Annotated in this window: 9 protein-coding genes and 1 pseudogene; 3 read left to right on the plus strand and 7 right to left on the minus strand. The window is 72.4% G+C overall.

Translation table 11 applies throughout. The features are described 5' to 3' along the window. Positions 1 to 3: 3 nt before the first annotated feature. Positions 4 to 13,749, minus strand: coding sequence for a type I polyketide synthase (locus tag AV521_RS36265; protein ID WP_076094732.1), 13,746 nt, complete (start codon positions 13,747 to 13,749; stop codon positions 4 to 6). 168 nt (positions 13,750 to 13,917) lie between these two features. Further along, positions 13,918 to 15,645 carry a fatty acyl-AMP ligase gene (locus AV521_RS36270; protein ID WP_076094734.1) on the minus strand — a complete coding sequence of 576 codons (1,728 nt, stop codon included), beginning with the start codon at positions 15,643 to 15,645 and terminating at the stop codon, positions 13,918 to 13,920. A gap of 618 nt (positions 15,646 to 16,263) precedes the next feature. On the opposite strand from AV521_RS36270, the gene AV521_RS36275 reads away from it, so the two are divergent. Further along, positions 16,264 to 16,770 (plus strand): RNA-guided endonuclease TnpB family protein, encoded by a 507-nt coding sequence (locus AV521_RS36275; RefSeq protein WP_256725818.1) that lies wholly within the window; start codon positions 16,264 to 16,266, stop codon positions 16,768 to 16,770. A 193-nt stretch (positions 16,771 to 16,963) separates the two neighbouring features. Beyond that, complete coding sequence (locus AV521_RS36280) at positions 16,964 to 17,155, plus strand: hypothetical protein (protein ID WP_179023647.1); 192 nt, start codon at positions 16,964 to 16,966, stop codon at positions 17,153 to 17,155. Between the two features lie 370 nt (positions 17,156 to 17,525). On the opposite strand, the gene AV521_RS36285 is transcribed toward AV521_RS36280, so the two are convergent. The 5 genes and pseudogenes from AV521_RS36285 to AV521_RS36305 form a co-directional block, all read right to left on the minus strand. After that, positions 17,526 to 18,875 (minus strand): lipase family protein, encoded by a 1,350-nt coding sequence (locus AV521_RS36285; protein WP_076094738.1) that lies wholly within the window; start codon positions 18,873 to 18,875, stop codon positions 17,526 to 17,528. Positions 18,876 to 19,073: 198 nt separating this feature from the next. After that, a pseudogene (locus AV521_RS36290) lies at positions 19,074 to 19,783 on the minus strand (transposase family protein). Positions 19,784 to 19,818: 35 nt separating this feature from the next. After that, on the minus strand, positions 19,819 to 20,508 hold the full coding sequence (locus AV521_RS36295) for a VC0807 family protein (protein WP_076094740.1): 690 nt from the start codon (positions 20,506 to 20,508) through the stop codon (positions 19,819 to 19,821). Next, on the minus strand, positions 20,505 to 21,062 hold the full coding sequence (locus AV521_RS36300; protein WP_079249569.1) for a TetR/AcrR family transcriptional regulator: 558 nt from the start codon (positions 21,060 to 21,062) through the stop codon (positions 20,505 to 20,507). The genes AV521_RS36295 and AV521_RS36300 overlap by 4 nt, the downstream gene beginning before the upstream one ends. A 682-nt stretch (positions 21,063 to 21,744) precedes the next feature. Next, a complete protein-coding gene (locus tag AV521_RS36305) occupies positions 21,745 to 22,749 on the minus strand; it encodes an MFS transporter (RefSeq protein WP_256725819.1) in 1,005 nt (334 codons plus the stop codon). 383 nt (positions 22,750 to 23,132) lie between these two features. On the opposite strand from AV521_RS36305, the gene AV521_RS36310 reads away from it, so the two are divergent. After that, positions 23,133 to 24,230: a glutamate--cysteine ligase gene (locus tag AV521_RS36310; protein WP_256725820.1), complete on the plus strand. Its 1,098-nt coding sequence runs from the start codon at positions 23,133 to 23,135 to the stop codon at positions 24,228 to 24,230. Positions 24,231 to 24,514: the final 284 nt, after the last annotated feature.

Here is a 24,514-nt window from a genome sequence, read left to right on the forward strand (position 1 = left end):
GCCTCACTGCTGTTCCCAGGACCGGAACGCCCTGAGGTGGTCTGGACTGACCACGGCCTCCTGGCGCTCGTCGTCCTGGTCGCCGCCGCCGAGCGCGGCCACCACACGCCGCGCCGGTACGTTGCGCTCCGTGCGCTCCGCCGTCAGCCGGATCTTCGCGCAACCAAGTTCCTCGGCGCGGTCGGCCAGCCACTGCAACAGGCGTTCCTCGACCCCTCGGCCGAGCGCCCGGCAGCTCATCAGCCAGCCCAGGACGTCGAGTTGGTCGCCGTCCGCGCGCAGGGCGAGCAGGCCGATCTGGCCGTAGTCGCCGAACCGGTCCCGGGCCGCCGCCGTCCACACCTCGCCCCGTTGCCGCCACCGGGTGACGTCCCCGCCGTCGGCCGACCGGGGGCGGAGGGTGAACTGGTTGGTGCGGCGGACGAGTTGCTCGGCCCGCTGCACGTCCGCCTCGGACAGCGCCCGGATGTCGACCTCCAGGTGCAGCTGCGTGAGGAACTCCTCGAACCCGGCGGTTTCGCGGACGGTCTCCCGCTCCCGCTCCTGTGCGTAGAACCGGGCCCGCAGCGTGTCCTCGGCGGTCGCCGCCGCGGGGACCAGCGGCCACAACCGGCCCATGAACTCCTCCAGTTCGTCCGCGGACGGGCAGGTCACCGACAGCACCTGCGGCAGCGTGGCGCGCACCTTGGCGATCTCGGCGGGGTTGTCGTCCAGGAACAGGAAGCTGTCCAGGCCGAGGTTGAGCGTGCGCGCGGCCTCGGCCAGGCGGTCCGGCTTCGGTCCCCAGGCGGCCGACAGCACGCTGAAGTGCTCCGCCTTCAGCAGGCTGTCCGGGCTGTCCAGGACGGCGCGGACCGTGGCCTCGTCGTTGTTGCTGACGAGCGCCAGCAGCGTGCCCGCCTCGCGCCACTGCAGCAGCCTGCGCGCGAGCAGGGCGCGCGGACCTGTCAGGTCGACAGCCTCGGGGCCGATCTCGCCGGCGACGCCGCCCCACAAGGTCTCGTCGCCGTCAACCGCGATCACCTTGGGCGCGGGGCGCAGTACCGCCCGTACGACCTCGGCGAGCCGCAGCGCCACGGCCGCCTGGAAGGGCGGGGTGAAGGGCAGGTGGGCCAGCCGTTCGGTCCGCTCGTCGAAGCGTTCCCCGACGGAGTGGTGCCGGGTCCAGTCGTCGGGGGCGAGCACCGCGATGCCGGGCAGGCCGGCCAGGTCGGCGGCGACCTCCCGCTCCCACCGGCTCAGGCGGTCCTCCGGGCGGGCGGCGGGCAGGAAGCCGACGATCAGCGGCTTGCGGGTGCGTTCGGACAGGGCCTTCAGCGCGGCCGGGTAGGCGGTGCGCAGCTCGGCGAGCAGCGCGTCGTCGACCGGGCCGAAGCGCTCCAGGTCCACGGCCCGCAGCAGCACCGCACCCACCGCCGTCGCGGGGTCGGTGAAGACGCCCGAGGGGTCCTGGAGACTCGCGAGCACCTGGTGGTACGGCGCCTCGCTGATCGCCCATCCGCTCCCCTTCTCGGCTCCGTCCTCGACGGCCGCCTCGCACATGAGCGGGAGGTTGCCGAGGGCGAAGGTGGCGGCGAGGGCCAGCGACCGGCGAGGTACGGGCGCCGCACCGGCGGGGGCTCGGGTTCCGGCGGGAGCCCGGGTGCCGGCGCGCGTCGGCAGCGCCGGGTCGCCGTCGGCCGTCTCGCCGAGCAACCGCAGGAACTCCTCCCCCAGTTCAGCGGTGGCCTCGGCGTCCAGGATGTCCAGGTTGTGGTCGAGCCGGATGCATGCCGCGTCCGGGGTCATGGTGATCATCAGGTCGAGGTCGGAGTAGCCGGTGCCGGCCGGCAGCACCTCCAGCCGGGTCAGGCGGCGCGAGGACCGTACGTAGTTGAAGTAGACCTCGACGAGCGGTGCGTTCTGCCGGTGCAGGCCCTGCCGGGCCAGGGTGGCCAGGACGTCGGAGAACATGGCGCCCTTGGTCAGGAGGCGCTGCAGGCGCGCGTCGGTGCGGCGCAGCACCTCGGCGACCGGTTCGCCCGCGCGGGCCTCGGCCGGGAACGGCACCGGCACGCCGAAGAAGCCCACCGCGTCGTACGCGTCGGCGTGCATGCGGGTGTCCACGGGCACGGCGAGCACGAACCGCTCCCGCTCCCGCTTCCTGGCCAGCAGCACCGTCAGGATGCCGAGGCAGAAGGCGGCGGGAGTGACGGCCAGCCTGCTCGCGGCTGCCGCGATCCGTTCCATCAGCCCGTCGGGAATCGTCACGGTCACGCTGCCGGCCCGGTACGACCTGGTCGCCGGGCGCGGACGGGCCAGCTCCAGGTCGAGCCGTTCGCTGCCGTGGAAGTACTCGCGCCACTCGGCGCCCGCGCCCGCACCGCCCTGCTGGGCCTCGATGAGCAGGGCGACGTCGCGGTTGGTGACGGCGCCCTCGAACAGGGTGCCGGACAGTTCCGCGTCGATCTCCCCGGCCACGAGCAGCAGCGACTGCAGGTCGCCGACCGTGTGGTGGGCGCCGAACACCAGGATCTGGCCGTGTGCACCGCCGTCCACCAGCTCGAACCGCCACAGCGGTGTCGTCGCGAGGTCGAACGGCGGCTCCAGCAGCGTGCGCAGCCGCTCGGCGGCGTCGGGCGGGCCTTCGACGGCCGTCCAGCGCAGCACCGGCTCCGCCGGCTCCCGGTCCACGCGCAGCTGCCGGACGCCTTCGGCGCCGGTGACGATCGCGGTGCGCAGAGCCGCGTGCCGTGCGACGAGCCGGGTGAGTATGCCGGTGAGCGTCTCGCGGGTGGTCGGCGCGGTCAGCCGGACGGCGAGACCGATGCCGTGTGCCGCATCCGGCATGCCCGGCCGGACGCTGCGCAGCAGTCGTACGACGTCGCGCGTCGCGGGCCGCAGTTCGGTCTCCGGGACCTCTCCCGCGAGGTCGCCGTGGCCGCCGGAGTCCTCCAGCGCCGCGGCCTCCCGCTCCGGGAGGACCTCGGCCAGGGCGCGGGCGAGGTCGCGGACGTCGGACGCCGCGAACACGTCCGCGGCCGGGATCTCCACGCCCAGTTCGCGGACGAAGGCGTTGCGCAGCCGCACCAGCATCAGGGAGTCCAGGCCCAGTTCCTTCAGGGCCGTGGTCACCGAGACGTCGACCACTCCCCCGGACACCTCGGCGACCCGGGCCCGGACGTACGCCTCCAGCCAGGTGGCGCGGTCCTGGTCGGTCGTCGCGGCGAACACCTTCTTGACGAGTTCGTCCGAGGCGGCCGTGCCTGTCGGTGCGGTGACCAGGTTGCCCAGGATCGGGCGGGTGCGCACGGCGTCGGGGACGAGCGTGAGTATCTCCCAGTCCAGGGCCATCGGCGCGAGCTGGCGGCGGGCACTGGCCAGTACCCGCTCGAACAGCTCGCCGCCCTCCTGCGGCGAGAAGGCGACCAGGCCTGAGCGGCTGGTCTCGGCGGCCCGGGTGCCGGACCCGGTGACCATGCCGACACCGGTCCAGGCACCCCAGTCCAGGCTCAGCGCACGGCGGTCAGCGCGGGAGAGGTGGTGTGCCCAGGCGTCGAGGAAGGCGTTCGCCGCCGAGTACGGGCTCTGCCCGGCCGACCCGAGGAGTCCGGCCGCGGAGGCGAACAGGACCAGGTTCCGGGCCTCCGGGATCAGCTCGGTGAGGAGGGCGGTGCCGAGGACCTTGGGGGCGAGGACGCGCAGGACGCGTTCGTCGGTCAGGTTCGCCACCGTGGCGTCGTCGAGCACGCCGGCCGCGTGCACGACCGTGGCGATCGGGCCGCAGGCGTGCCGTACGGCGTCCAGGGCGGCCGTGAGACTTGCCCGGTCGGCGACGTCGGCGCGGGCCAGGTGCACGGTGACGCCCCGTTCTTCGAGACCCCTGATCCAGTTCCCGGCCTCCGCACCGGGCGTGCCCCGGCTCATGAGGGCCAGCCGGCGGGCCCCGCGGCGGACCAGCCGCTCGGCGACCACGCGGCCGAGGCCGCCGAGACCGCCGGTGATCAGGTGCACGCCGTCCACGGAGGTCTCGCCGTGGCCGCCGTCGTCCGGGCGGGTGCGGGCCAGGCGCGGGACCAGGCGGCCGGTGCCGCGCACCGCAACGAGCCGTTCGTCGTCGGCGTGCCGGAGCTGGGTCCACAGGGCGTCGACGCCGTCGGTGGGAGGCAGGTCGATCAGCGTGGTCGACAGATCCGGGTACTCCTGCGCCACCGCGAGACCGAAGCCCCAGGCGAGCGCCTGCTGCGGATTGGTCACCCCGGTGCTGTCACCGGCGGCCTGGCTGCCGCGCACGACCACGAACAGGCGCGAACCCCGGCCCTGCGGACGGTCCGCGAGGGCACGCACCAGGTGCAGGGTGCTCAGGCAGCACAGCCGCGCCGCCTGCTCGGCCGATCCGGCGTCGCCGATCGCCGGGGCGTCGAGCGCGGCCATCTGGACCACCTGCTCGGGCGGCCCGTCCGCGAAGGCCTCCTGCAGCAGCCGGGCCAGGTGGTCGGGGTCGGCCGGATCGAGGACGTAGCGTCCCGGTCCCTCGACGGCGAAGGCGCTGCCCCTGCGGGCGACGACGTGCGGCACCGAGGAGCCGAGCCGCTCGCCGAGCGCCGCCGCCACCCCGGTGTCGTCGGCCAGGATCAGCCAGCTGCCCTGGACCGGCGGTTCCTGCGCCACCGGGCGCGGCTGCCAGCGGGTCTCGAAGAGGGCGCCGTCCAGCGGCGAGAGCGCGGCCAGCCGGAACTCCTCGATCTCCAGGATGAGTTGCTCGTCCTCGTCCCAGATCCTGAGGTCCAGGGTGGCGGTGTCGCCGGACGCGGTGCGCAGTTCGCAGCTGGTCCAGGCGGGCGTGGTGCGCAGGCCGGTGAACCGCAGCCGTCCCGCCCCTGCGGGCACGAACGCCCGGCCCTCGGGCGCCTCCTGGGGCAGGGCGGCCGTGTGGAAGGCGGCATCGAGGACGGCGGGGTGCAGCAGATGTCCCGCGGCGGGCCCGGCGGCGAGCCGGCCCAGGGCCGCCGAGGGCCCACGGCGGCCCTGCTCCAGGCCCCGGAAGGCGGGGCCGTAGTCGATGCCGAGGGCGGTCAGCCCGGCGTACACCGCCGGCAGGTCCACGTCCTGCGTGCACTGCTCACGCACGGCGGCGAGCCGCACGTCGTCGAAGCGCGTGTCGTCGGGTCGCACGTCGGCCGGGGGCTGCTCGCCGGTCATCGTAAGGCGTCCGCTGACGTGCCGCTCCCATCGCGGGCGCCGCTCACCGGCGGCCGCGGAGGCGATGGTGAAGGACCGGAAGCCGTCCCGGGCGGGCCGCAGCACCAGCTGCAGCCGTACGGGCCGTTCGGGGTCGAGCCGCAGCGGCTGCACGAATTCGACCTCGTTCAGGTGCACTTCGCGACCGTCCTGCACCACGCAGGCGGCCTCCAGCACCATGTCGAGGAAGGCGGCGCCGGGCAGCCAGACCTCGCCGCCCACCCGGTGGTCGTCCAGATAGGCGAAGCGGCCGTCCCGCAGGTCGATGTCGCTCTGGAAGAGGTGCCGGCCGGGCTCGTCGCTGGACTCGACGTGTGTGCCGAGCAGCGGGGAGGAGCCCGTGGCGGTGGCCGGGGCGGGCGTGAGCCAGTGGCGTTCGCGGGCGAAGGCGTACGTCGGCAGGTCGACGCGACGGCCATGCGGGAACAGTGCGTCCCAGTCGGGCGTGTGGCCCGCGACGTACAACTCGCCGATGCTGCGCAGCAGTAGGTCGGGGCCGTCCTGCTGACGGCGCAGCGAGCCGACACCGGCCACGTCGATCCCGGCTTCTGCCGCCACCGCCTGGATGGATGACAGCAGCGACGGGTGTGGGCTGAGCTCGACGAAGTAGCGGTAGCCGTCGTGCAGCATCCGTCGGACGGTGTCTGCGAAACGGACGGGCTGCCGGAGGTTGTCGTACCAGTAGTCGGCGTCCAGCCGGTCACCGGAGACGGGTTCGGCCAGCACCGTCGAGTACAGCGGGGTCGGCGCCTGTGCGCCCCGGGTGCCGGAGAAGCGGTCGAGCAGCTCCTCGCGCAGGGGTTCCATCAGCGGAGTGTGCGAGGCGAACGGCGTCGACAGCCGTCGTACGGCGATCCCCCGCTCATCGAGCCGTCGGCGCAGCTCGGCGAGCGCGTCGGCGGCGCCGGAGACAGCCGTGGAGCCTGCGCTGTTGACCGCGGCGACGAACAGCCGGTCCGCGTAGGGGGCGAGCAGTTCCTCGACCCGTGCCCGCGGCAGCTCCACCGCGACCATGCCGCCCTGCCCGACCAGCGGGACGACGGCCTGGGCCCGCCCGGCCACCACGGCCACGGCGTCGTCCAGGCCGAGGGCGCCCGCGCTGTAGGCGGCGGCGATCTCGCCCAGGCTGTGCCCGACCACGGCGTCCGGGGCGACCCCCAGCGACCGCCATGCGGCGGCCAGCGCCGCGTTGACGGCGAACAGCACCGGTTGCAGGTACTCGGTCCGGTCGAGCGGGGAGAACTCCTCCGGCGCCCGTAGCACGTTGAGCACCGACCAGCCGACGTGCCGCTGCACCGCCTCGTCGATCCGGGTCAGCTCCTCGCGGAACGCCTCGGACCCGGCCAGCAGCTCCAGGGCCATGCCGGGCCATTGGCCGCCGTGCCCGGGGAAGACGAAGGCCACCTTGCCCGTCTCCTCCTCGCGCGGCGGGGTCAGCTGCGCCCGTCCGCTGCCCACCGCGTCGAGCACGGCGCGCAGTTCGTCCCGGTCACCCGCCGTGACTGCCGCCCGCCAGGGGAAGTGGCTGCGGTGCCGGGCCAGGGTGTAACCGACGTCCGGCAGCGCGGTCTCCCCGGTCAGATGCCGTGCCAGCCGTGCGGCCTGTCCGCGCAGCGCGGCCTCGCTCCGCCCGGACAGCACGAACAGCCGCTTGTCTGGCGGTAGTTCACCTGCCGGCTCCGGCGCGGACGGCGGGGCCTCCTCGACGATCACATGGGCGTTGGTCCCGCTGATCCCGAAGGCGCTGACCCCGGCCCGCCGGACGCGCTCCCGCGCCGCCGGCCAGGGAGCGGCCTCCCGCAGCAGGTGCAGCCCACTGCCGTCCCACTCGACGTGCCGGCTGGGTGTGCCGACGTGCAGGGTGGCCGGCAGCATCCGGTGGCGCAGCGACTGCACCACCTTGATCAGCCCGGCGACGCCCGAGGCGGCCTGCGTGTGCCCGAGGTTGGACTTGAGCGAGCCCAGCTGGAGCGGGCGGTCCGGGGCGCGGGAGTCGCCGAAGACCCGCGCCAGGGCGTTAGCCTCGATCGGGTCGCCCAGGGTCGTGCCCGTGCCGTGCGCCTCCACGTAGTCGATGTCGGCGGGTTCCAGGCCGGACAGATCCAGGGCCCGCCGGATCACCTGCTCCTGCGCCGGGCCGTTGGGCGCGGACAGGCCCTGGCTGCGGCCGTCCTGGTTGACGGCCGTGCCGCGCAGCACCGCCAGCACCTCGTCGCCGTCCCGCTGCGCGTCGCTCAGCCGCTTCAGTACGAGCATCCCGGCGCCCTCGGCCCAGATGGCGCCGTCGGCGTCGTCGGAGAAGGAGCGGCAGCGGCCGGTCGGGGACAGGCCCCGCAGCCGGCTGAACTCCACGAAGGTCTGCGGGGTCACCATGAGCGTCACACCGCCGGCCAGCGCCAGGTCGCACTCGCCCGACCGCAGCGCCTGCGCCGCCAGGTGCACCGCGACGAGCGACGACGAGCACGCCGTGTCCACCGTCAGCGCCGGGCCGTGCAACCCGAGCGCGTACGCCAGCCGGCCCGAGGCCACGCTGAGCGCCGACCCGGTGCCGACGTACCCGTCCAACTGGTCGAGCCGGGAGCCCGACAGGTAGTCGCTGCCGAACATGCCGACGTACACGCCGGTGGTGCTGCCCGCCAGTTCGGCGGGGACGATCCCGGCGCGCTCCAGCGCCTCCCACGCGCTCTCCAGCAGCAGCCGCTGCTGCGGGTCCATGGCGGCGGCCTCCTTCGGGGTGATGCCGAAGAAGCCCGCGTCGAAGGACTCGATGTCGTCCAGGAAGCCGCCTTCCCGGGCGTACGACTTGCCCGGGGCCTCCGGGTCGGGGTCGTACAGCGACTCCACGTCCCAGCGCCCGGCCGGGAACGGGCCGACCGCGTCACGGCCCTCGGCGACCAGCCGCCACAGCTCCTCCGGGTCGCCCACGCCGCCCGGCAGGCGGCAGGCCATGGCCACCAGGGCGACCGGCTCGTCGGACACCGCGGTGCGGGTGTGCGGCGCGGCGGGCGCGGGACGGCGGGCGGTGGGCACGCTCGTCGCGATCACGGTGGCCAGCAGGTGCTCGGCGAGACGGGCCGGAGTGGGGTGGTCGAACAGCAGAGTTGCGGGGAGCCGAGCGCCGAGGCGGGCACCGATGCGGTTACGGAGCTCCACCGCCGTCACCGAGTCCATGCCGAGGTCGCGCAGCGGCTGGTCGGGGCGGACGGACTCCGCCGACCGCAGGCCCAGGGCGCGAGATGCCTCCTCGCGGACCAGAACAAGGACGCGGTCGGCGCGCTCGGCCTCCGGCAGCCTGGCCAGCCGGTCCGCCAGGCCGTCCGCGCCGTCCTGCCCGGTGTGGGGCGCGGGCAGCAGCGAGCGCCACAGCGCGGCGGCACCGCCGCCCGCACCGGCCGTGGTCTCGCGCAGGCGGGGCAGGTTCAGCGCCCAGGCGACCAGGTGCGGGGCGTCCCGGCGCAGCGCGAGTTCGACGAGGTCGCGGCCCTGTTCCGGGGTGAGGGCGCGGTGGCCGAGGCGGGCCATCCGCTCCAGGTCGGCGTGTTCGGCGGCGAGGCCCTCGCCCAGCCAGGCGCCGAAGGAGACCGACACGGCGGGCAGCCCCTGGGCGCGCCGGTGGTGGGCGAGCTGGTCGAGGAAGGCGTTGGCGGCCGCGTAGTTGGCCTGGCCGGCGTTGCCGACGACACCGGCGGCAGAGGAGACCAGCAGAAACAGGTCGAGCCGCGCGCCGGCGGTGAGCCGGTGCAGATGAGCGGCGCCGTCCACCTTGGGGCTCAGCACCCCCGCGAGGCGTTCGGGGGTCAGCTCGGCGACCACCCCGTCGTCCAGGACACCGGCGCAGTGCACGACACCGCGGAGTTCACCGGCGACGAGCTCGATGACATCGACCAGGGCCGCCGGGTCGGCGACGTCGCACGCCGCCACCTCGACCTCGGCGCCGAGCGCGGTCAGTTCCGCGGTGACCTCGGCGGTGCGCGGGTCGTCGGCTCCGCGCCGGGACGTCAGCAGCAGGCGGGGCGCGCCCCGTTCGGCGAGCAGCCGGGCGATGTGGCGTCCGACGGCGCCGAGGCCTCCGGTGATCAGTACGGTGCCGTCGACGGGAGTCCGCGCGCGGTCCGTGTCGGCAGCGCGGGCGCGCACCAGCCGGGGCACCAGCAAGGCGCCCGCGCGCCCGGCGAGTTCGGGCTCGTCCCCGTGAGCGGCGGCGAGCAAGGCGGCCGCGGGATCGGTGCCGTCGAGGTCGAGCAGCGTCAGTGCGAGGTCCGGATGCTCGGCACGGGCGCTGCGGCCCAGCCCCCACAGCACCGACTGGGCGAGGCCCGGCACGGTGTCCCGTTCGACGGCCGCGACCGCGCCGCGGGTCACCCAGACGGTCCGCGCGGGTGGCTCCTGCCGTGCGAGGAGTGCCTGCACTTCGGCCAGTGCGAGTTCCGCCAACTCCCCTGCGGCGGCGCCTGGTTCGGCCTCCTCAGCGGGTTGTGGCCAGAACCGTACGAGCACGTCGCCACCGTGGTCCCGGCACCGGATCCCCGCGGCTTCGAGGCCGCTCACGGCCGCGACGACATCCGGGGCGGACAGGTCGCCGACGACGGTCCACTCACCGGCCGATGCCTTGAGGGGCGGTTCGGGCACGGCCGTCCAGGCCACCTCGTACAGGTGCCGCCCGTTGCCCGAACCGGCGGCGAGGTCCGCCGGGCCCGCGGCTCGTAGCCGTACTCCCTCCAGCCGGCCCGCGGGGAAGCCGTCGGCGTCCCACAACGTCACGTCCAGCGTGATGTCGGTGCCGGCGGTGCCGGTGCGACGCACGGACACGGTGAGGTCGTCGGCGCCGCCGTGCGACAGCGAGGCGCGGCCCACGGAGACCGGAAGGACCACCCGGCCGTCGGAGGCGGTGCCCCCTTCGAGGGCCGCGGCCACGTGCAGCGCGGCGTCCAGCAGCGCCGGGTGGACGAGGTAGGGGTTGGCCAGGTCGCGGGCCACGGACGGCAGCGACAGCCGGGCCAGCAGCTCGCCGGCGCCGGTCACCACCGCCTCCCGTACGCCCTGGAAGGCCGGACCGTAGCCGAGGCCGAGCCCGGCCAGCCGCTCGTAGGTGTCAGGGCCCCACGCGGGCTCCGCCGCCTGCGGCCACACCGGCGGCTGCTCCGCCACGGGGGTCGCCCCGGCCGCCGAGGCGGTGGCGTGCAGGGTCCAACCGGTGGCCTCCTGGCCGCGCGGGCGGCTGTGCACGGTGATCTGCGGTTGCGGGCCGGCGGTGACCACCTCGACGGACACCTCGACCATGCCGGATGCGGGCAGCACGAGCGGTGCGAGCAGCAACAGGTCGGTGACGTCGGCCGGGTCGTCCGGGCGGGCCACGGCGAGGGCGGCCCGGCACAGCTCCAGCACGGTCGTGCCGGACACCACGGTCCGGCCGAACACGGTGTGGTCGGACAGCCAGTCGGCGGTGGCCGGGGACCACGCGTTGCGGAAGGTCCAGCGGGTCTCGTCGGCCGACTGCGACTGGACGCCGAGCAACGGGTGCTCGGCGCGGTCGAACAGGCCGGGGCCGCCCGAGGCGGACTCGGGTTCGATCCAGTGCCGCCGGGTGTCCCAGGCGTAGGCCGGCAGGTCCGCCCAGGTGGTGTCGGCGACCAGGCACCGCCAGTCGATCCGCCGTCCGTGTACGTGCAGTTCGGCGGCGGCGCGGTCCAGGCAGGCGGGTCCGTCCTCGTCGCGGCGCAGGGAGCCGACGGCGACCAGCTCGTGGCCCAGGTCCTCGCCGATCGTGTGGAGGGCGGTGAGCAGGGACGGATGCGGGCCGAGTTCGACGAAGTGGCGGTAGCCGTCGGCCGCCATGCGCTCCACGGTGGCCGCGAAGCGGACGGTTTCGCGCAGGTTGGTGTACCAGTAGTCGGCGTTCAGCTCCTCGGTGACCGGCTCACCGGTGACGGTGGAGTACCAGACGACCGGTGTGGGCTGGGTGGTCACGCCGTCGAGTTCGTCCAGGACGGTGGCGCGGACCGGCTCGACCTGGGCGCTGTGGGAGGCGTAGTCGACGTCAAGGCGGCGGACGAAGACCTGTTCCCGGTCGAGATCGGCGAGCAGGCCCTCCAGCGGCTCCACGTCACCGGCGATCACGGTCGCCCGGCCGCTGTTCACGGCGGCGACCGACACCCGGCCGCCGAGAGCGTCGAGGCGGGTGACGACCTCGGTGTGCGGCAGGCCGACGACGGCCATGGCGCCGGTGCCGGACAGCTCGGTCAGGGCCCGGCTGCGCAGGGCGACCACCGCGGCCGCGTCGTTGAGGCTGAGCGCGCCGGCCACGCAGGCCGCGGCCACCTCGCCCTGGCTGTGCCCGATCACGGCGTCCGGCCGGACGCCACGGGCCCGCCATACGGCGGCGAGGGACACCATCACCGCGAAGAGCACCGGCTGGACGACGTCCACGCGGTCCAGGGACGGGGCTCCCGCCTCTTCGCGCAGGACCGCCGCCGCGGACCAGTCGGTGAACGGGCGCAGGGCGGCGTCGCAGCGGTCGAGTTCGTCGGCGAACACGGCGTCGCGTGCGAGCAGGTCACGGGTCATGCCGGCCCACTGGGCGCCCTGGCCGGGGAAGACGAACGCCACCTTGCCTGCGGGCAGTGTCGGCAGCGGGCCGGCGGTGAGGTCGGTCTCGGGCCGGCCCTCCGCGAGGGCCCGCAGCCCGGTCAGCAGCTCCTCCCGGCCGGCCGCCCGAACGACGGCGCGGTGCTCGAAGTGGGTGCGGTGGTGGGCCAGCGTCGCGGCCACGGCAGGCAGCGGCACGTCCGGCTGCGCGACGAGCCGTGCCTGCAGCCGGTCGGCTTGTTTCTGGAGCGCGGGCAGCGTGCGGGCGGAGAGCGGGAAGAGCATCGGGCCGGACGGCTCCGCCTCCACCCCGGCCGGTGCGGCAACATCCTGCGGCGCCTCCTCCAGCACGACGTGCGCGTTGGTGCCGCTGATGCCGAACGCGCTCACCCCGGCCCGCCGCACGCGGTCGCCGCCGCGCGGCCACGCCCGGGCACTGCCGTGCACGGCCAGGCCGCTGCCCGCCCAGTCGACGTGCTCCGTGAGGGCCTCGGCGTGCAAGGACGGCGGTATGAGCTCGTGCTCGAGGGCGAGCACCGTCTTGATCACGCCGCCGATGCCGGCGGCGGCCTGGGTGTGACCGATGTTGGACTTCAGCGAGCCGAGGCCGAGAGGCCGGTCGGCGGGGCGGCCGGGTCCGAAGACAGCGGCCAGTGCGCGGCCCTCGATCGGGTCGCCGAGCCGGGTGCCGGTGCCGTGTGCCTCGACGTGGTCCACGTCATCCGGTGCGAGTCCGGCGGCGTCGAGGGCGGCGCGCAGCACCCGTTCCTGCGCCGGGCCGTTGGGGGCGCTCAGCCCCTGGCTGCGGCCGTCCTGGTTGACGGCCGAGCCCTTGACCACGGCAAGCACCCGGTCGCCGTCGCGGCGGGCGTCGGCAAGCCGCTTGAGCAGCACCACACCACAGCCCTCAGCCCACACCACACCGTCCGCATCGGCCGAGAAGGGGCTGCACCGCCCGGACGGCGACAGCCCACGCAGCCTGCTGAACTCCACGTGCCCGCGCGGCGTCACCAGCAGACTCGCGCCGCCCGCGAGGGCGAGGTCGCACTCGCCTGCCGCCAGCGCGCGGGCCGCCAGGTGCAGGGCGACAAGGGAGGAGGAGCAGGCGGTGTCAACGGTGACCGCCGGACCCTGCAGACCGAGGGTGTAGGCGATGCGCCCGGAAGCCACGCTGGTCGCCGAACCCGTGCCGACATGCCCGTCGAGCTGAGCCAGCGAGGCGGAGGCGAGGTATCCGCTGTCGTACAGGCCGACGTAGACGCCCGTGGAGCTGCCGTGCAGCGTCTCGGGGACGATCCCGGCCCGCTCGATCGCCTCCCAGCCGGTCTGCAGCAGCAGCCGCTGCTGCGGGTCCATGGCGTCGGCCTCGCGGGGCGAGATCCCGAAGAAGGCGGCGTCGAAGCGGTCGATGCCGTCGAGGAAGCCGCCGCGCAGCGTGTACGCCTTGCCGGTGGCCTCGGGGTCGGGGTCGTAGAGACCCTGGGTGTCCCAACGGCCTGCCGGTACCTCGGAGATGGCGTCCTCGCCGGCGGCGAGCAGCCGCCACAGCCCTTCCGGGTCGTCGGCGCCGCCGGGGAAGCGGCAGGCCATGGAGACGATGGCGATGTCGTCCTGCGCCGCCCGCGGCGCAGCCTCGGCACAGGCCGGGTCGGCAGCCGGGGCGGGCGGCTCGCCGAGGAACGCGTCGGCCAGCGCGGCAATCGTGGGGTGGTCGAAGACGAGCGATGGCTCCAGTGGCCGACCGGTCCGCTCGGAGAGTTCGGCGGCCAGCGTCACCAACTGGCGTGACCCCAGCCCGAATTCCGCGATCGGCCGGTCGGGGTCGACGGCCAGCGGGGCGAGCCCGGCCGCCTCGGCGACGGCCGACCCCAGCCAGGCCCGTACGTCCTCGGCTGTCGTGAGGGGCGTGATGGTGGACTGCTTCCGGGGCTCGTTCGCAGGCATCTGGGCAGGTGTCCTCAAGCAACGGTGATGCGGGCGGATTCCGCACGACCGCATGCGGCAGCGGCGTACGGCTGACATCGGGTGACGTACGCCCGGGGGCGGACGTACGGCTGGCGCGACGGGCGGGCCGCCGCTGGCGCGGGCGGGCGGACGCCTGCGGCCGTGAGGTCATCCCGTGACGGGCACGCCGACCACGGCGAGGGTGCCGTCGAGGTAGGCCGCCCGGGAGGCGCGGCGCTGGATCTTCCCGCTGGAGGTCTTCGGGATGGTGCCGGGGTGGACCAGCACCACGTCCCGCACCGACAGCCCATGGGCCTCGCCGATCGCGCTGCGCACCAGGTCGGTGATCTTCTCGGCCTCGCCGGCCGCCTCGGGCGCCACCTCGGCCACCATGACGACCTGTTCGCCCTCCACGCCGTCGGCGTCCACGGAGAACGCCGCGGTGCAGCCGGGCCGCAGTGCCGGGTGGGACAACTCCGCGGACAGCTCCAGGTCCTGCGGGTAGTGGTTGCGCCCGTCGATGACGACGAGGTCCTTGAGCCGGCCGGTGACGAACAGTTCGCCGTCACGCAGGAAGCCGAGGTCGCCCGTGCGCAGGAAGCGGCCCGGGCGGCCGGTCAGGGTGGCGCGGAAGGTCTCGCGGGTGGCGAGGGCGTTGCGCCAGTAGCCCTTGGCCACGCTCGCGCCGGCCACCCAGATCTCGCCGACCTCGCCCTCGGGCAGTTCAACCTGCCGTTCGGGGTCGGCGATCACCACGGTGATCCCGGTCCCGGGCCGGCCGCAGCCCACGGCGGCCGCGTCCGCCTCGCCGGCGTGCGGGCCGGTCTCGGCGGCGTCCAGCAGGATGGGCGGGGCGTCCACCGCACCGCCGGTGACTATCAAGGTGGCCTCGGCCAGGCCGTAGCACGGGTAGAACGCCTCCTGGCGGAAGCCTGCCGCGCGGAAGGTCTCGGTGAACCGTCGCACCGTGGCCGCGCGCACCGGTTCGGCGCCGTTGAAGGCGACCTTCCACGCGCTCAGGTCGAGGCTGTCCACCAGGTCGTCGGTGGCGTGCTTGAGGGCGAGCTCGTAGGCGAAGTTGGGGCCGCCGCTGGTGTGCGGCCGGTAACGGCTGATCGCGGTCAGCCAGCGGTCGGGGCGCTGCAGGAAGTGCAGCGGCGAGAAGAGCGTGGCCGTGGCGCCCAGGTACAGCGTGTTCAGCACCGGGCCCATGAGGCCCATGTCGTGGTAGACGGGGAGCCAGCTGAGGATCAGTTCCCGGCCGTGCTCCGCGAGGGCGTCCGAGGTGTGCCCCATCCGCTCGGTGATGATCCGCTCGTTGTCCAGCAGATTGCCGTGGGTGACCACCACACCGCGCGGGGTGGAGGTGGAACCGGAGGTGTACTGGAGGAAGGCCACCGAGTCGGCGGTGAGGTCGGGGGCGTGCCAGGAGCCGGCCGCGTCGTCGGGGATGTCCTCGGTGGCGACGCGGGGTATCGCGTCCAGTTCGGGCAGGTGCTCGGTCCATGTGCGCAAGGCGCCGATGACTTCGCGGCCGCCGAGGATCACCTTGGCGTCGGAGTCGGCCATCAGACGCTTCATCCGGATGAGAGCGCGGTGGTTCTGCGACCGTCCCTGCGGGGGCACGCCCGGCACGGCGACCACGCCGGCGGCGAGGCAGCCCAGAAAGGCGGAGACGAACTCCAGGCCGGGAGGATGAAGCAGAAGGGCACGCGAGCCGGCCAGCCCGCGGTCCTGGAGCCAGGCGGCGACGGCCCGGGAGCAGTGGGCCAGTCGTCCGTAGGAGATCTCCTGGATGTCCCCGTCGCAGTCACCGGTGAGGAGATACCGGTAGGCGGTACGGCCGGGCTGTTGCTGGGCATGCGCGGTCAGTAATTCCACCAGGGAACGAGCCATGTGACGAGTCCCACCTGTCCGGGTCAGCGGGTGAGGGAACTGGAGTTCGACGGCCGCGTGAAGCGCACGCGCAGAAGCCGTTGACCCGGCCCCCTTGCCGGGTCAACCGTCTCGCCACTCGCCCGGCGGCGAAATGGCCACAGGTCTCCCCGTGTCCCCCCACTCAGCTTGCTACCAATGAGTAACACCATAACAAGTCCCGCCGGTTGACGGGTCGAACGCATGTAAACACGATGTGTCCAAAAGGAGTTGGCCGTAAGCCGGCTACGCTGGCCCGGCTCGCCCGTCCACGCACCCGATGCCCGCCCGACAACCAGCCGGCCGAGTACGTCCGTCGTGTCGTCGGCCGGCTACAAGACGTTCTGCACCGTGGCGTGGACCACGCCGCACCTCCGCATCACGGCCCGACCGCCGGCCCGGCACGGAACTCCCGACGGATCGCTCCGTACAGATCGACCTTGGAATTCGGCCCCATCGGCACCACCTCACAGCGCGGGGTGCCGCACCGGAGAGGTCGATGACGCGTGGGCCGCCACACCGATCCCGTCATCGGGCCGCGCCGATTCGGCCGACCGGACACCGAGCCGGGCACCGCGCCCTCCCCTGAACGGCCCTAGTGTGTATGGAAGCTGCGCCGTCAGTCGTTCACGAAGTGCCGATGACCGAGTTCGCCGGAGTGGACGAAAATCGCCACGCGCCCGCCGCGAGGCGAGGCACGCCACCCACATCAACCACAAGATCTCCAAGGCTGTGGTCGATGTCGCCCAACGCACCGAACGCGGTATCGCCCTCGAAGAACTGGGCGGCATCCGCGAGCGGGTTACGGTTCCCCGCGACCAGCGAGCACGCCAGTCCGCCTGGCCGTTCCACCAGCTAGGCGCGTTCATCGCCTACAAGGCCAAACGCGTCGGCGTACCGTTCATCGAGGTGGACCCGGCCTACACCTCGCAGCGCTGCCCGCGCTGCGGCCACACCGAGCGTGCCAACCGGCACACCCGGGACCACTTCCACTGTCGTCGGTGCGGCCTCGCTGGGCCGGCCGACCATGGCGCCGGGGCCAACATCGCCACGCGAGGGGCCACGGCGTGGGCATTCGTCAACATGCCTGACCCGGTCCCCGCCTGAGCGGGGGACGGGGAGATGTGACCCGTGGCCGCCCTGCCGTAGGCGGCAGTCGGGAGCATAAACAAAGCCGTATCGAATCGAGTCAACGAGCTTGGTCGTTCACGGCCGAGTAGTTGACCAGTTGGTCTTCCGCCCAAGGGACGACGTGGCCACGCGCCATCCGGCACGTGCCGGTGTGACCGTGGCCGTCGTCATGCAGGCTGCCGTAATCCTGGTCACCGCGGCCACGGAGCCGGCCACCGTGCACATGGCCGCCACGGTCGTGATCTATGCCGTGGAGACCGACGGGCTTCGCGTCCTGCGAAGTGGCCGCAGTCGCGGAGCCGCCGGCGAGGAGAGCGCCTCCGGCGAGTGCCGCAGGTCATCGAGCCCAGTTCCCGCATGAGCAGGCGTTCCAGTTCCAGGTCGGCGGCGACGTCCCAACGCGCGAGCTGGGCGTGGATGCGCCGGTATCCCTGCGTGCTGTCGGAGTCGTCGAACACCTTCTTGATGAGCTGTTTCAGCTTCTCGCGCCGCTGGGCCGTCGTGGAATGGGGACGGCGCCGCCAGGCGTAGGAGCCGGACTTGGATACGCCGAGCCGTTCACGCATGAACTCGACGGGAAATGCGTACTCCGTCGTGTCGAGCCGGCCGACGCGGACGTAGCCGTCGCTGATTGCGTGCGTTGCCGTACTCCGGCAACAGACCTTTTCCTCCTTCAGGCGGCTGTCCCATGCGGGATTCGGGTGCGTCAGGGCCTCCGGGGGTTCCAGGTGTCAGGATGCGGACGTCGGTTTCTGCGGCGTCAGGGAGTTGCCCGCGGGTATGTGGCCGCAGTCGGACGGGGCCGTCCTGCCCGCGAACCGGTCACTCAGCCAGCCCATTGCGCCGGTCGCCCAGGCCACGGCTGTGGGGACGTGGCTGAGCAGGTTGTACTGCTGGTACTTGATCGACTCGTTGCCGGTGGCGCAGTACTGCCGGGCCAGCGCGCGGACGTCTCCGGCGACCATGACTCCGTCACCGGATCCGATGCCCGCAGGGTTGCTGAAGGTTCCTTCCGTGACGCCCTCGCCGCCCTGGGCGATGAACCCGGGCACGGTCGGGGTAGCGGCCGACCCGAGGTTCATCTTGTTCACCGCCTCGACGAAGGGGAGCACCGAGTTCGGGTCGGCGTACTGCGGCTTCATCATCTTCTTCCACGTCAGCCCGGGGTAGTGGCCCAGTGCGTCGAGGAGCGAACCGTGTTCCTCCAGCTTGTTGTACACCTCAAGGCCATAGCTGCTCAGGTACGGCTTGAGGTCGATGCCGTACGCCCGGTCGGCCCCGATGATCGCCATGGGGATGACGCCGGACCACAGGAGGGAGCCGTCGACGTACGTGAGATTGTGCGCCGGGTCGACGAGCAGGCCGCCTTCGGCGAAGCCCACCAGCCGCTCGTTCACATCGGGCGCGTAGCTCGGCGCGAGCGCGGCCGCCCAACCGGTCGCGATGGAACCGCCTGAGTAGCCGAGCAGGCCGACCCGGGTGTCGGCATTCATGCCGGTGTCCGCGGACGACCGGGTCGCGGCCCGGATCGAGTCCAGCGTGTTGGCCGCGTACTCCGGCCCGGCCGCGAAGTCGGCACTCTGCCCCTCGGTGTCGGGGATGACGACGTTGTAGCCCTGCAACAGCAGAGGCACCAGGAAGAGGTTCTCGGAGTCGGCCATGACACCGCCCAGACTCACGTCACCAGCGACGGCCCGGGACGGCCCGTCCGCAGGGCTGAGGGAGTCGTAGTACGACTGATAGGACACCGCCATGCTGCTTTCGCCGCGCAGACTGCGCACCACCGTAGTCACGTTGGCAGCGGGCCGGCCCTGCGCGTCGGCCGTGCGGTAGAGCAGTTGGACCGCCTTCACCGGAGTGGGGATGCCCACGATGTGGTACGTCAGCGTCCGCTTCTTCAGCACGGTGCCGGGTTCGTACGAGGACAGTGGCTTGTCGCCGTCGTAGGTGTAGAACGGGTCCTTCGCCACAACCTCCGACGGCGCCGAAGGGGCAGCCACGGCCGCGGCCGCCGGAGTGGCGGTAGCGGCCAGTGCGGCGACCACTGCGGTCGCCAGGTACCGAACGGTGCTCTCTCTCATGACTCCCCCGGGATCGTGAAACAGGCCACGCAGTTGATGCCGATTCAAGTTACCAACAGGTAACACCTCTGTATAGAGGCGCGCGGAAAGAGTCCCGGCGCTCACCCTTGCCCGCACCGTCCGTGTCCGTCATCCAGGAGGAGAAGGCGCTCCACACAGGCCAGACGGGTGATCCGGGGGCAGGCAAGTGAACCTCTTTCATCCTGTGTATTGGCAGGTCAAGAGGGTGTGCACGGCTGCCACGGTCCTGCCGATGCGACTGGTCGAGCAGCGTGCTCGCCGCAGCAGTCGCCAGGACTTGAGGCGGGCGAAGGCGCGTTCGCCGGGAGCACGGAGACGTGCGTGGTCGCGGTTGTACCGCTGGTAGTGCTCGGGCAGGTCACGATGGCCGTAGTAGGGAGTGCGGACGGTGGCGCCGGCACCCTGGTAGGCGCGGTCGGCCAGGACCAGGATCTGGCGGGTGAGGCAGGCCCGGACGATGCCGTGGGCGCGGGCCGCGGTCAGGTCATGGGTCCGTCCCGGCGTGGCCCGCGAGAACCAGAGCGGTGTGCCGTCCGGGCGTACGATGACCTGGACGTTCATGCCGTGCTTCTTGTGTTTTTGCGAGTAGTACGGCTCGTCCGCCCTGACGCGGTCGGTGGGGATCAGCGTCCCGTCGAGATGACGAAGTCACCTTCGCCCAGACCGAGCAGGGCCTCGTGCAGTGCTGGTGCCCACGAGGCGAGGATTTCGACGGTCTCGTGCACGTACCGCCACGACGTGGCCTCGGAGACTCCGAACCCGGCACCGACCTGCGTCAACGTCTCGTTCTTCCGCAGGTGTGCCAGGACCAGCGGGGACTGCTTGAAGCAGCCCAACTTCCGCACACCAACGACGAGGGGCTTCGCCATCTCACCCCACCTGACCAGCCCATTTCACGCCTGAGGCGCAGGATGAAAGAGGCTCACTCACGGGCACTTTGCAGTCCTCGGCGGAGCGGAGCGTAGAGACGGGATCGACGGTCGTAGAGCCCCGAGGCGACGTAGTAGACATTGGTGGTCACGATCAGCACCAGCGAGGTGCCTATGTACAGCGCGGTGCCGAGGGCGGGCACGGCGTTGACCGGCAGCGTGTAGGCCATGACGATGCGTAGCGCCGAGTCGGCGAGCAGCGCGACCCCCCACAGCGCGCTGCCGACCCGCCACAGGCGGCGGAAGCGCGGCAGCCGGGCCCAAAGGTCGTCCCAGTCGTAGGGGATGTTCCCGGCCCAGCTCCGCCGTTCCAGCAGAGGGCGGGTGTAGAGGTACGCCAGCGGCCGTGCGGTCCAGGCGGAGGCGAGAAACCAGACGCCGGTGGCACCGGTCAGCCAGGCCTCCCTGGCGAGCATGAAGCGCGGGCTGCCGGCGATGAGCGAGATCCCGGTGCTCAGCAGCATCATGGTCACGGTGTATACGGCGAGCCCGTCGACGCGACGCGAGCGGAACAGGCGTACCAGGGCGACCGTCGCCGGGAGCACGGCCGAGATCAGCAGGGTGAGGTAGAGCCCCAGGCCGGCGGCCCGCAGCGCGTAGTAGAGGCCGACCGGCACCAGGAAGTCGGCGGCGAAGCCGGCTGCCTTCCGCCGTACCGCCTGCCGGCGACCGGAGGCCGTCACGGCGCGTTCCTGGTCGCGAGGTCGAACATGGCGACCAGTTCCTCGGCGTACGCGGCCAGGTCGAGGTCCGGTGCGGTCTGAAGCAGGAACGGCAGCCCGTCGATGGCGCGCTGGATCGTCGAGGCGACGACGAAGACGTCGAAGTCCCGGAACTCGCCAGTCGCCTGACCGGCTCTGAGGATGTCCTGAAGCGGCGCCACCGCCTGCCGCTCGTCGTCGCCGCCGTAGCTGCGTCCGCCGTCCTCGGCCCGGTAGTCGAGGAAGACGGACATCAGCGCCCGCATTTGTATTGGGTGGTCAGCGATGAAGGCGACCAGGGCTCGGATGTAGGTCAGCAGCGCGTCTCGGGGGCCGCGGACGTCCTGCATCTGCTCTGCCATGTGGTCGGCCATTTCGGCGTAGACCTGGGCGAGGACCGCCTGGATCAGCTCGCTCTTTCCCGAGAAGTGGTACGAGATCAGGCGGGTGCTGCTGAGCCCGGCGCGTTCCGCGATGCGCGCGAACGACGCCTGGCCGTAGCCGAGTTCGGCGATGGTCTCGATCGTCGCCGCCACGATCTGGGCTCTGCGCGCGGTCTGTGCTGGCGACCGCCCTTCGCTCCCTTTTACTCGCATGAGTAAAAATTACGTCGCCCGAGTAAGTCCTGCAAGTCACATCGCCCCGCCAACCGGGAACCCCGGGCCCAGGGCCGCCCGCCGGACAAGGTGGGTGGGCGGACCTGGGCAGGCGTGCTCACGGCCGAGAAGGTCCCGTCGTACGCCGCGGACACCGGCCGGCACGACCGCGTGGAAAACCTCCCACATACGCCCGGCCGGCATCCCCGTCCACCTGCTCATCGACCGGGGCGCGTGCGAGACTCTCGTGCGCAACCCGGCGAGAGCGGCAACCCTGCCTGGTGACAGCCAACCTGCCCATGTGACGACTATCGTGCTTCGGCGCAGTGAAATGCCCGGGGCGTGCACATTGTCCCGATCGGTCAATTGAGCCACTTCGCAGATTTCGAGCAGCTGGCGACCTCGGTGCAGGGCGCTACAGGATGTCGCGGTGCACACCACCGAGGTTACGGCCCAGGTCGAAGTCGGAACCGAGACTGACATCCACGTCGACGGCCGGGGCGGCGGCGCAGGCACGCCCTCTTCGTATTCCCAGACGCACCGTCAGACATCGGACTTATTCATCTAGCTCTCACGCCATGGGCACGGATAGCGAAGCCCGGGACGTTCTCGCTGTTCTCTCCTACAAGTCGGTGACCGGCAACGACGCTGTGCGCAGAGTGCGCACCGGGGAGAGGAACGTCGGCAGGAAGCTCAGCGTCATGCCGACCGCGCCGATCCACAGCGTGGCCGCCGCCCCGAAGGCGGAGCCCGAGGCCGCGCCCAGGACTCCGCCGAGCGGCAGGCCGGCCCAGGACACGAAGCGGGCGGTCGCGCCCATCCTGCCCAGCAACCGGTCCGGGGTGAGGGCCTGCTGGACGCTGGACTGGGCCACGACCCGGACCACCCCGCCCAGTGAGAGCGCTGCGAGGCCGACCGCGGCCGCGCACGCACTCCAACCGGGTCGCGCAGCGGGCATCAGGGCGGTCAGCGGACAGGTGACGAGCGGTGCGAGCCAGATCGCAGAGCCCTGTCCGAGCCGCCTCGAGATACGGGCCGCCAGCAGGGCACCCAGCAGGGCACCGCATCCCATGCCCGAGAAGACGAGACCGACGGCGAACGGCCCGAGGCCCAACTCCCTTTCCAGGAAGACCAGCAGCATGGACTGATAGAGGACGAGGGAGAGGTTGAACAGCGCGTCGCCGCATATGGTCGCGCGCAGGACGGGATGGGTGAGGGCGAACTTCAGCCCGTCCCTGACCTCCTGACGCAGACGCGGATGTGATTCGGGCGCCTCGGGCCGCTGTTCGGCCGTGCGGATGCGGCTCGCGAGCAGCCCCGACAGGGCCATACCCACAGAACTCGCCACGAGCGTCACCGGGGCGCCGACCCAACCCACCAGAGGACCGGCCACGGCTGGCCCGCCGATACTCGTCACCGAACGGATCGCCGACAGCTTCGCGTTGCCCTCGACGAGATGCCCGCGCCCCACCAGGTGCGGCAGATAACTGAGGTACGCGACATCAAAGAAGACCGTCAGTGTCCCGTGGACGAGGGCGACGGCGTAGAGCCCCTGGATCTGCCGGCCACCCCCTGGCAAGCGCTGGCCGAGGGCGCCGGCCGGGACATCGAGCTCCTCGTCGGTCACACCTGTGACGAGCACCGGCTGTTCAGCCTGATCGACGGCGTGCTCGGTCAGGTGACACAGCAGGAGGCCGAAACGGCCCTGCGAGGAGAGCTCCCGGCAACTGTGGCAGAACCACACATTCCCAGAGCACCCGCTGGCTGAACCGCCCCCGGCCAGGTAGAGACCAAGACTCGGATTCAGCCTCCCGTAGTGTGTCGGCCCCGGCAGCCGCGTCGGACGAAGGGGCGGGTGCGGGGTACACGTGCCCGGCACCCACCACTACCCGAAGGCGAGCCATCCGTGACACATTGATTACCGTGTGTGTGAATGCGAGGCCGGGTGCAGAGACCCCGGCAAGGCCCAGCACTGGCCCCTCGACGGTTCCCTTTTCCGGGTCCCTGACCGTGGGGGTGGAGGAGGAGTTCCTCCTCGTCGATCCAGAGACCCGTTTTCTGGTCCCTCTCGCCGAATCCGTTATCGCCAAAGCCTCACCGGAGCTGGGCGACCGAGTCGGCCCGGAACTGACTCTCTACCAGGTGGAGACCCGCACCGACCCGCACACCCGGCTCACTGCTCTGGCCGACCAGCTGCACTCCACGCGCGTACAACTGGCGCGGGCTGCGAGCGCCGGCGGCGCCCGTCTGGTCTCCAGCGGTGCTCCCATCCTGCACCCGGGCGGGCCGCCGCCCATCACCCGCGGTGACCGGTACGCCCGCAGTGCCGCATGGTTCGCCGCCCTCGACGACGAGCAGGTCTCGTGTGCCTGCCACATCCACATCGGTTTCGACGACCGCGATCACGCTCTTCAGGTCAGCAACCACTTACGTGTCTGGCTACCCACCCTCATCGCCGTGGCCGCGAACTCACCTTTCTGGGCGGAACGCGATACCGGATACGCCAGTTGGCGCACCATGGCCTGGAGCCGGTGGCCCGTAGCCGGCCCCCCGCCGCACTTCGCCTCCACCGATCACTACGACGACCTGGTCGCCACACTGATCGGCACCGGCGCCGTCCTGGACCACTCCGGCATCTACTGGGACATCCGCCCCTCCCACCACCTGCCCACCCTGGAAATCCGCGTCGCCGACGCCGCCCTGACCGTCGACCACACCACCCTGCTCGCCGGCCTCGTGCGCGCCGCCGCGGCCACCGCCCTCGACGCCGTCCACCGCCACCAGCCCGCGCCCCAGCTCGACCCGCACCTTCTGCGCTCCGCCTACTGGCTCGCTGCCCGCGACGGTCTCACCGGCAACGCCCTCGACCTCACCCGCAGCCGCCTCCAGCCCGCCGCACGGCGGCTGCACACCTTTCTGACCTGGCTGGCCCCCGCTCTGCGCCGGCACGGCGACCACCAGCACATCGAAACCCTCACCACCCACCTGCGACCCCACGCAACCGGCACAGCCCGGCAGCACATCGCCTACCAGCAACGTCACCGCTTCACCGACGTCGTCGACACCCTCGTCACCCACACCCTCGTCCCGCCCAACAGCCACCAGTGACGCCCGCCAGAGCCCCCCACACGGATCTGCTTCCCGGTTGACGTGACTGGCGGATCGTGCCGGGACGCGAGGGTCGGCCCCTGTCCCTGACCCCGGCGCCAGACACGGACCGACGCCGCTCCACCGGGCCGACTGGGCTGCCACGATGCACTCGTCGCCGGTGGGCAAGACTTGCCCGGTGCGGGGACTGACCGCGAGCAGATCGGCAGTCCCCCGTTCCACGGCCAACAGACAGCCCACGCGGCGATCCGGGCCAGGCCTGCCTGCGCACCCGGTCACGCACA

Origin of the sequence: Streptomyces sp. IMTB 2501 (assembly GCF_001953885.1) — a bacterium.
Taxonomy (GTDB): Bacteria; Actinomycetota; Actinomycetes; order Streptomycetales; family Streptomycetaceae; genus Streptomyces.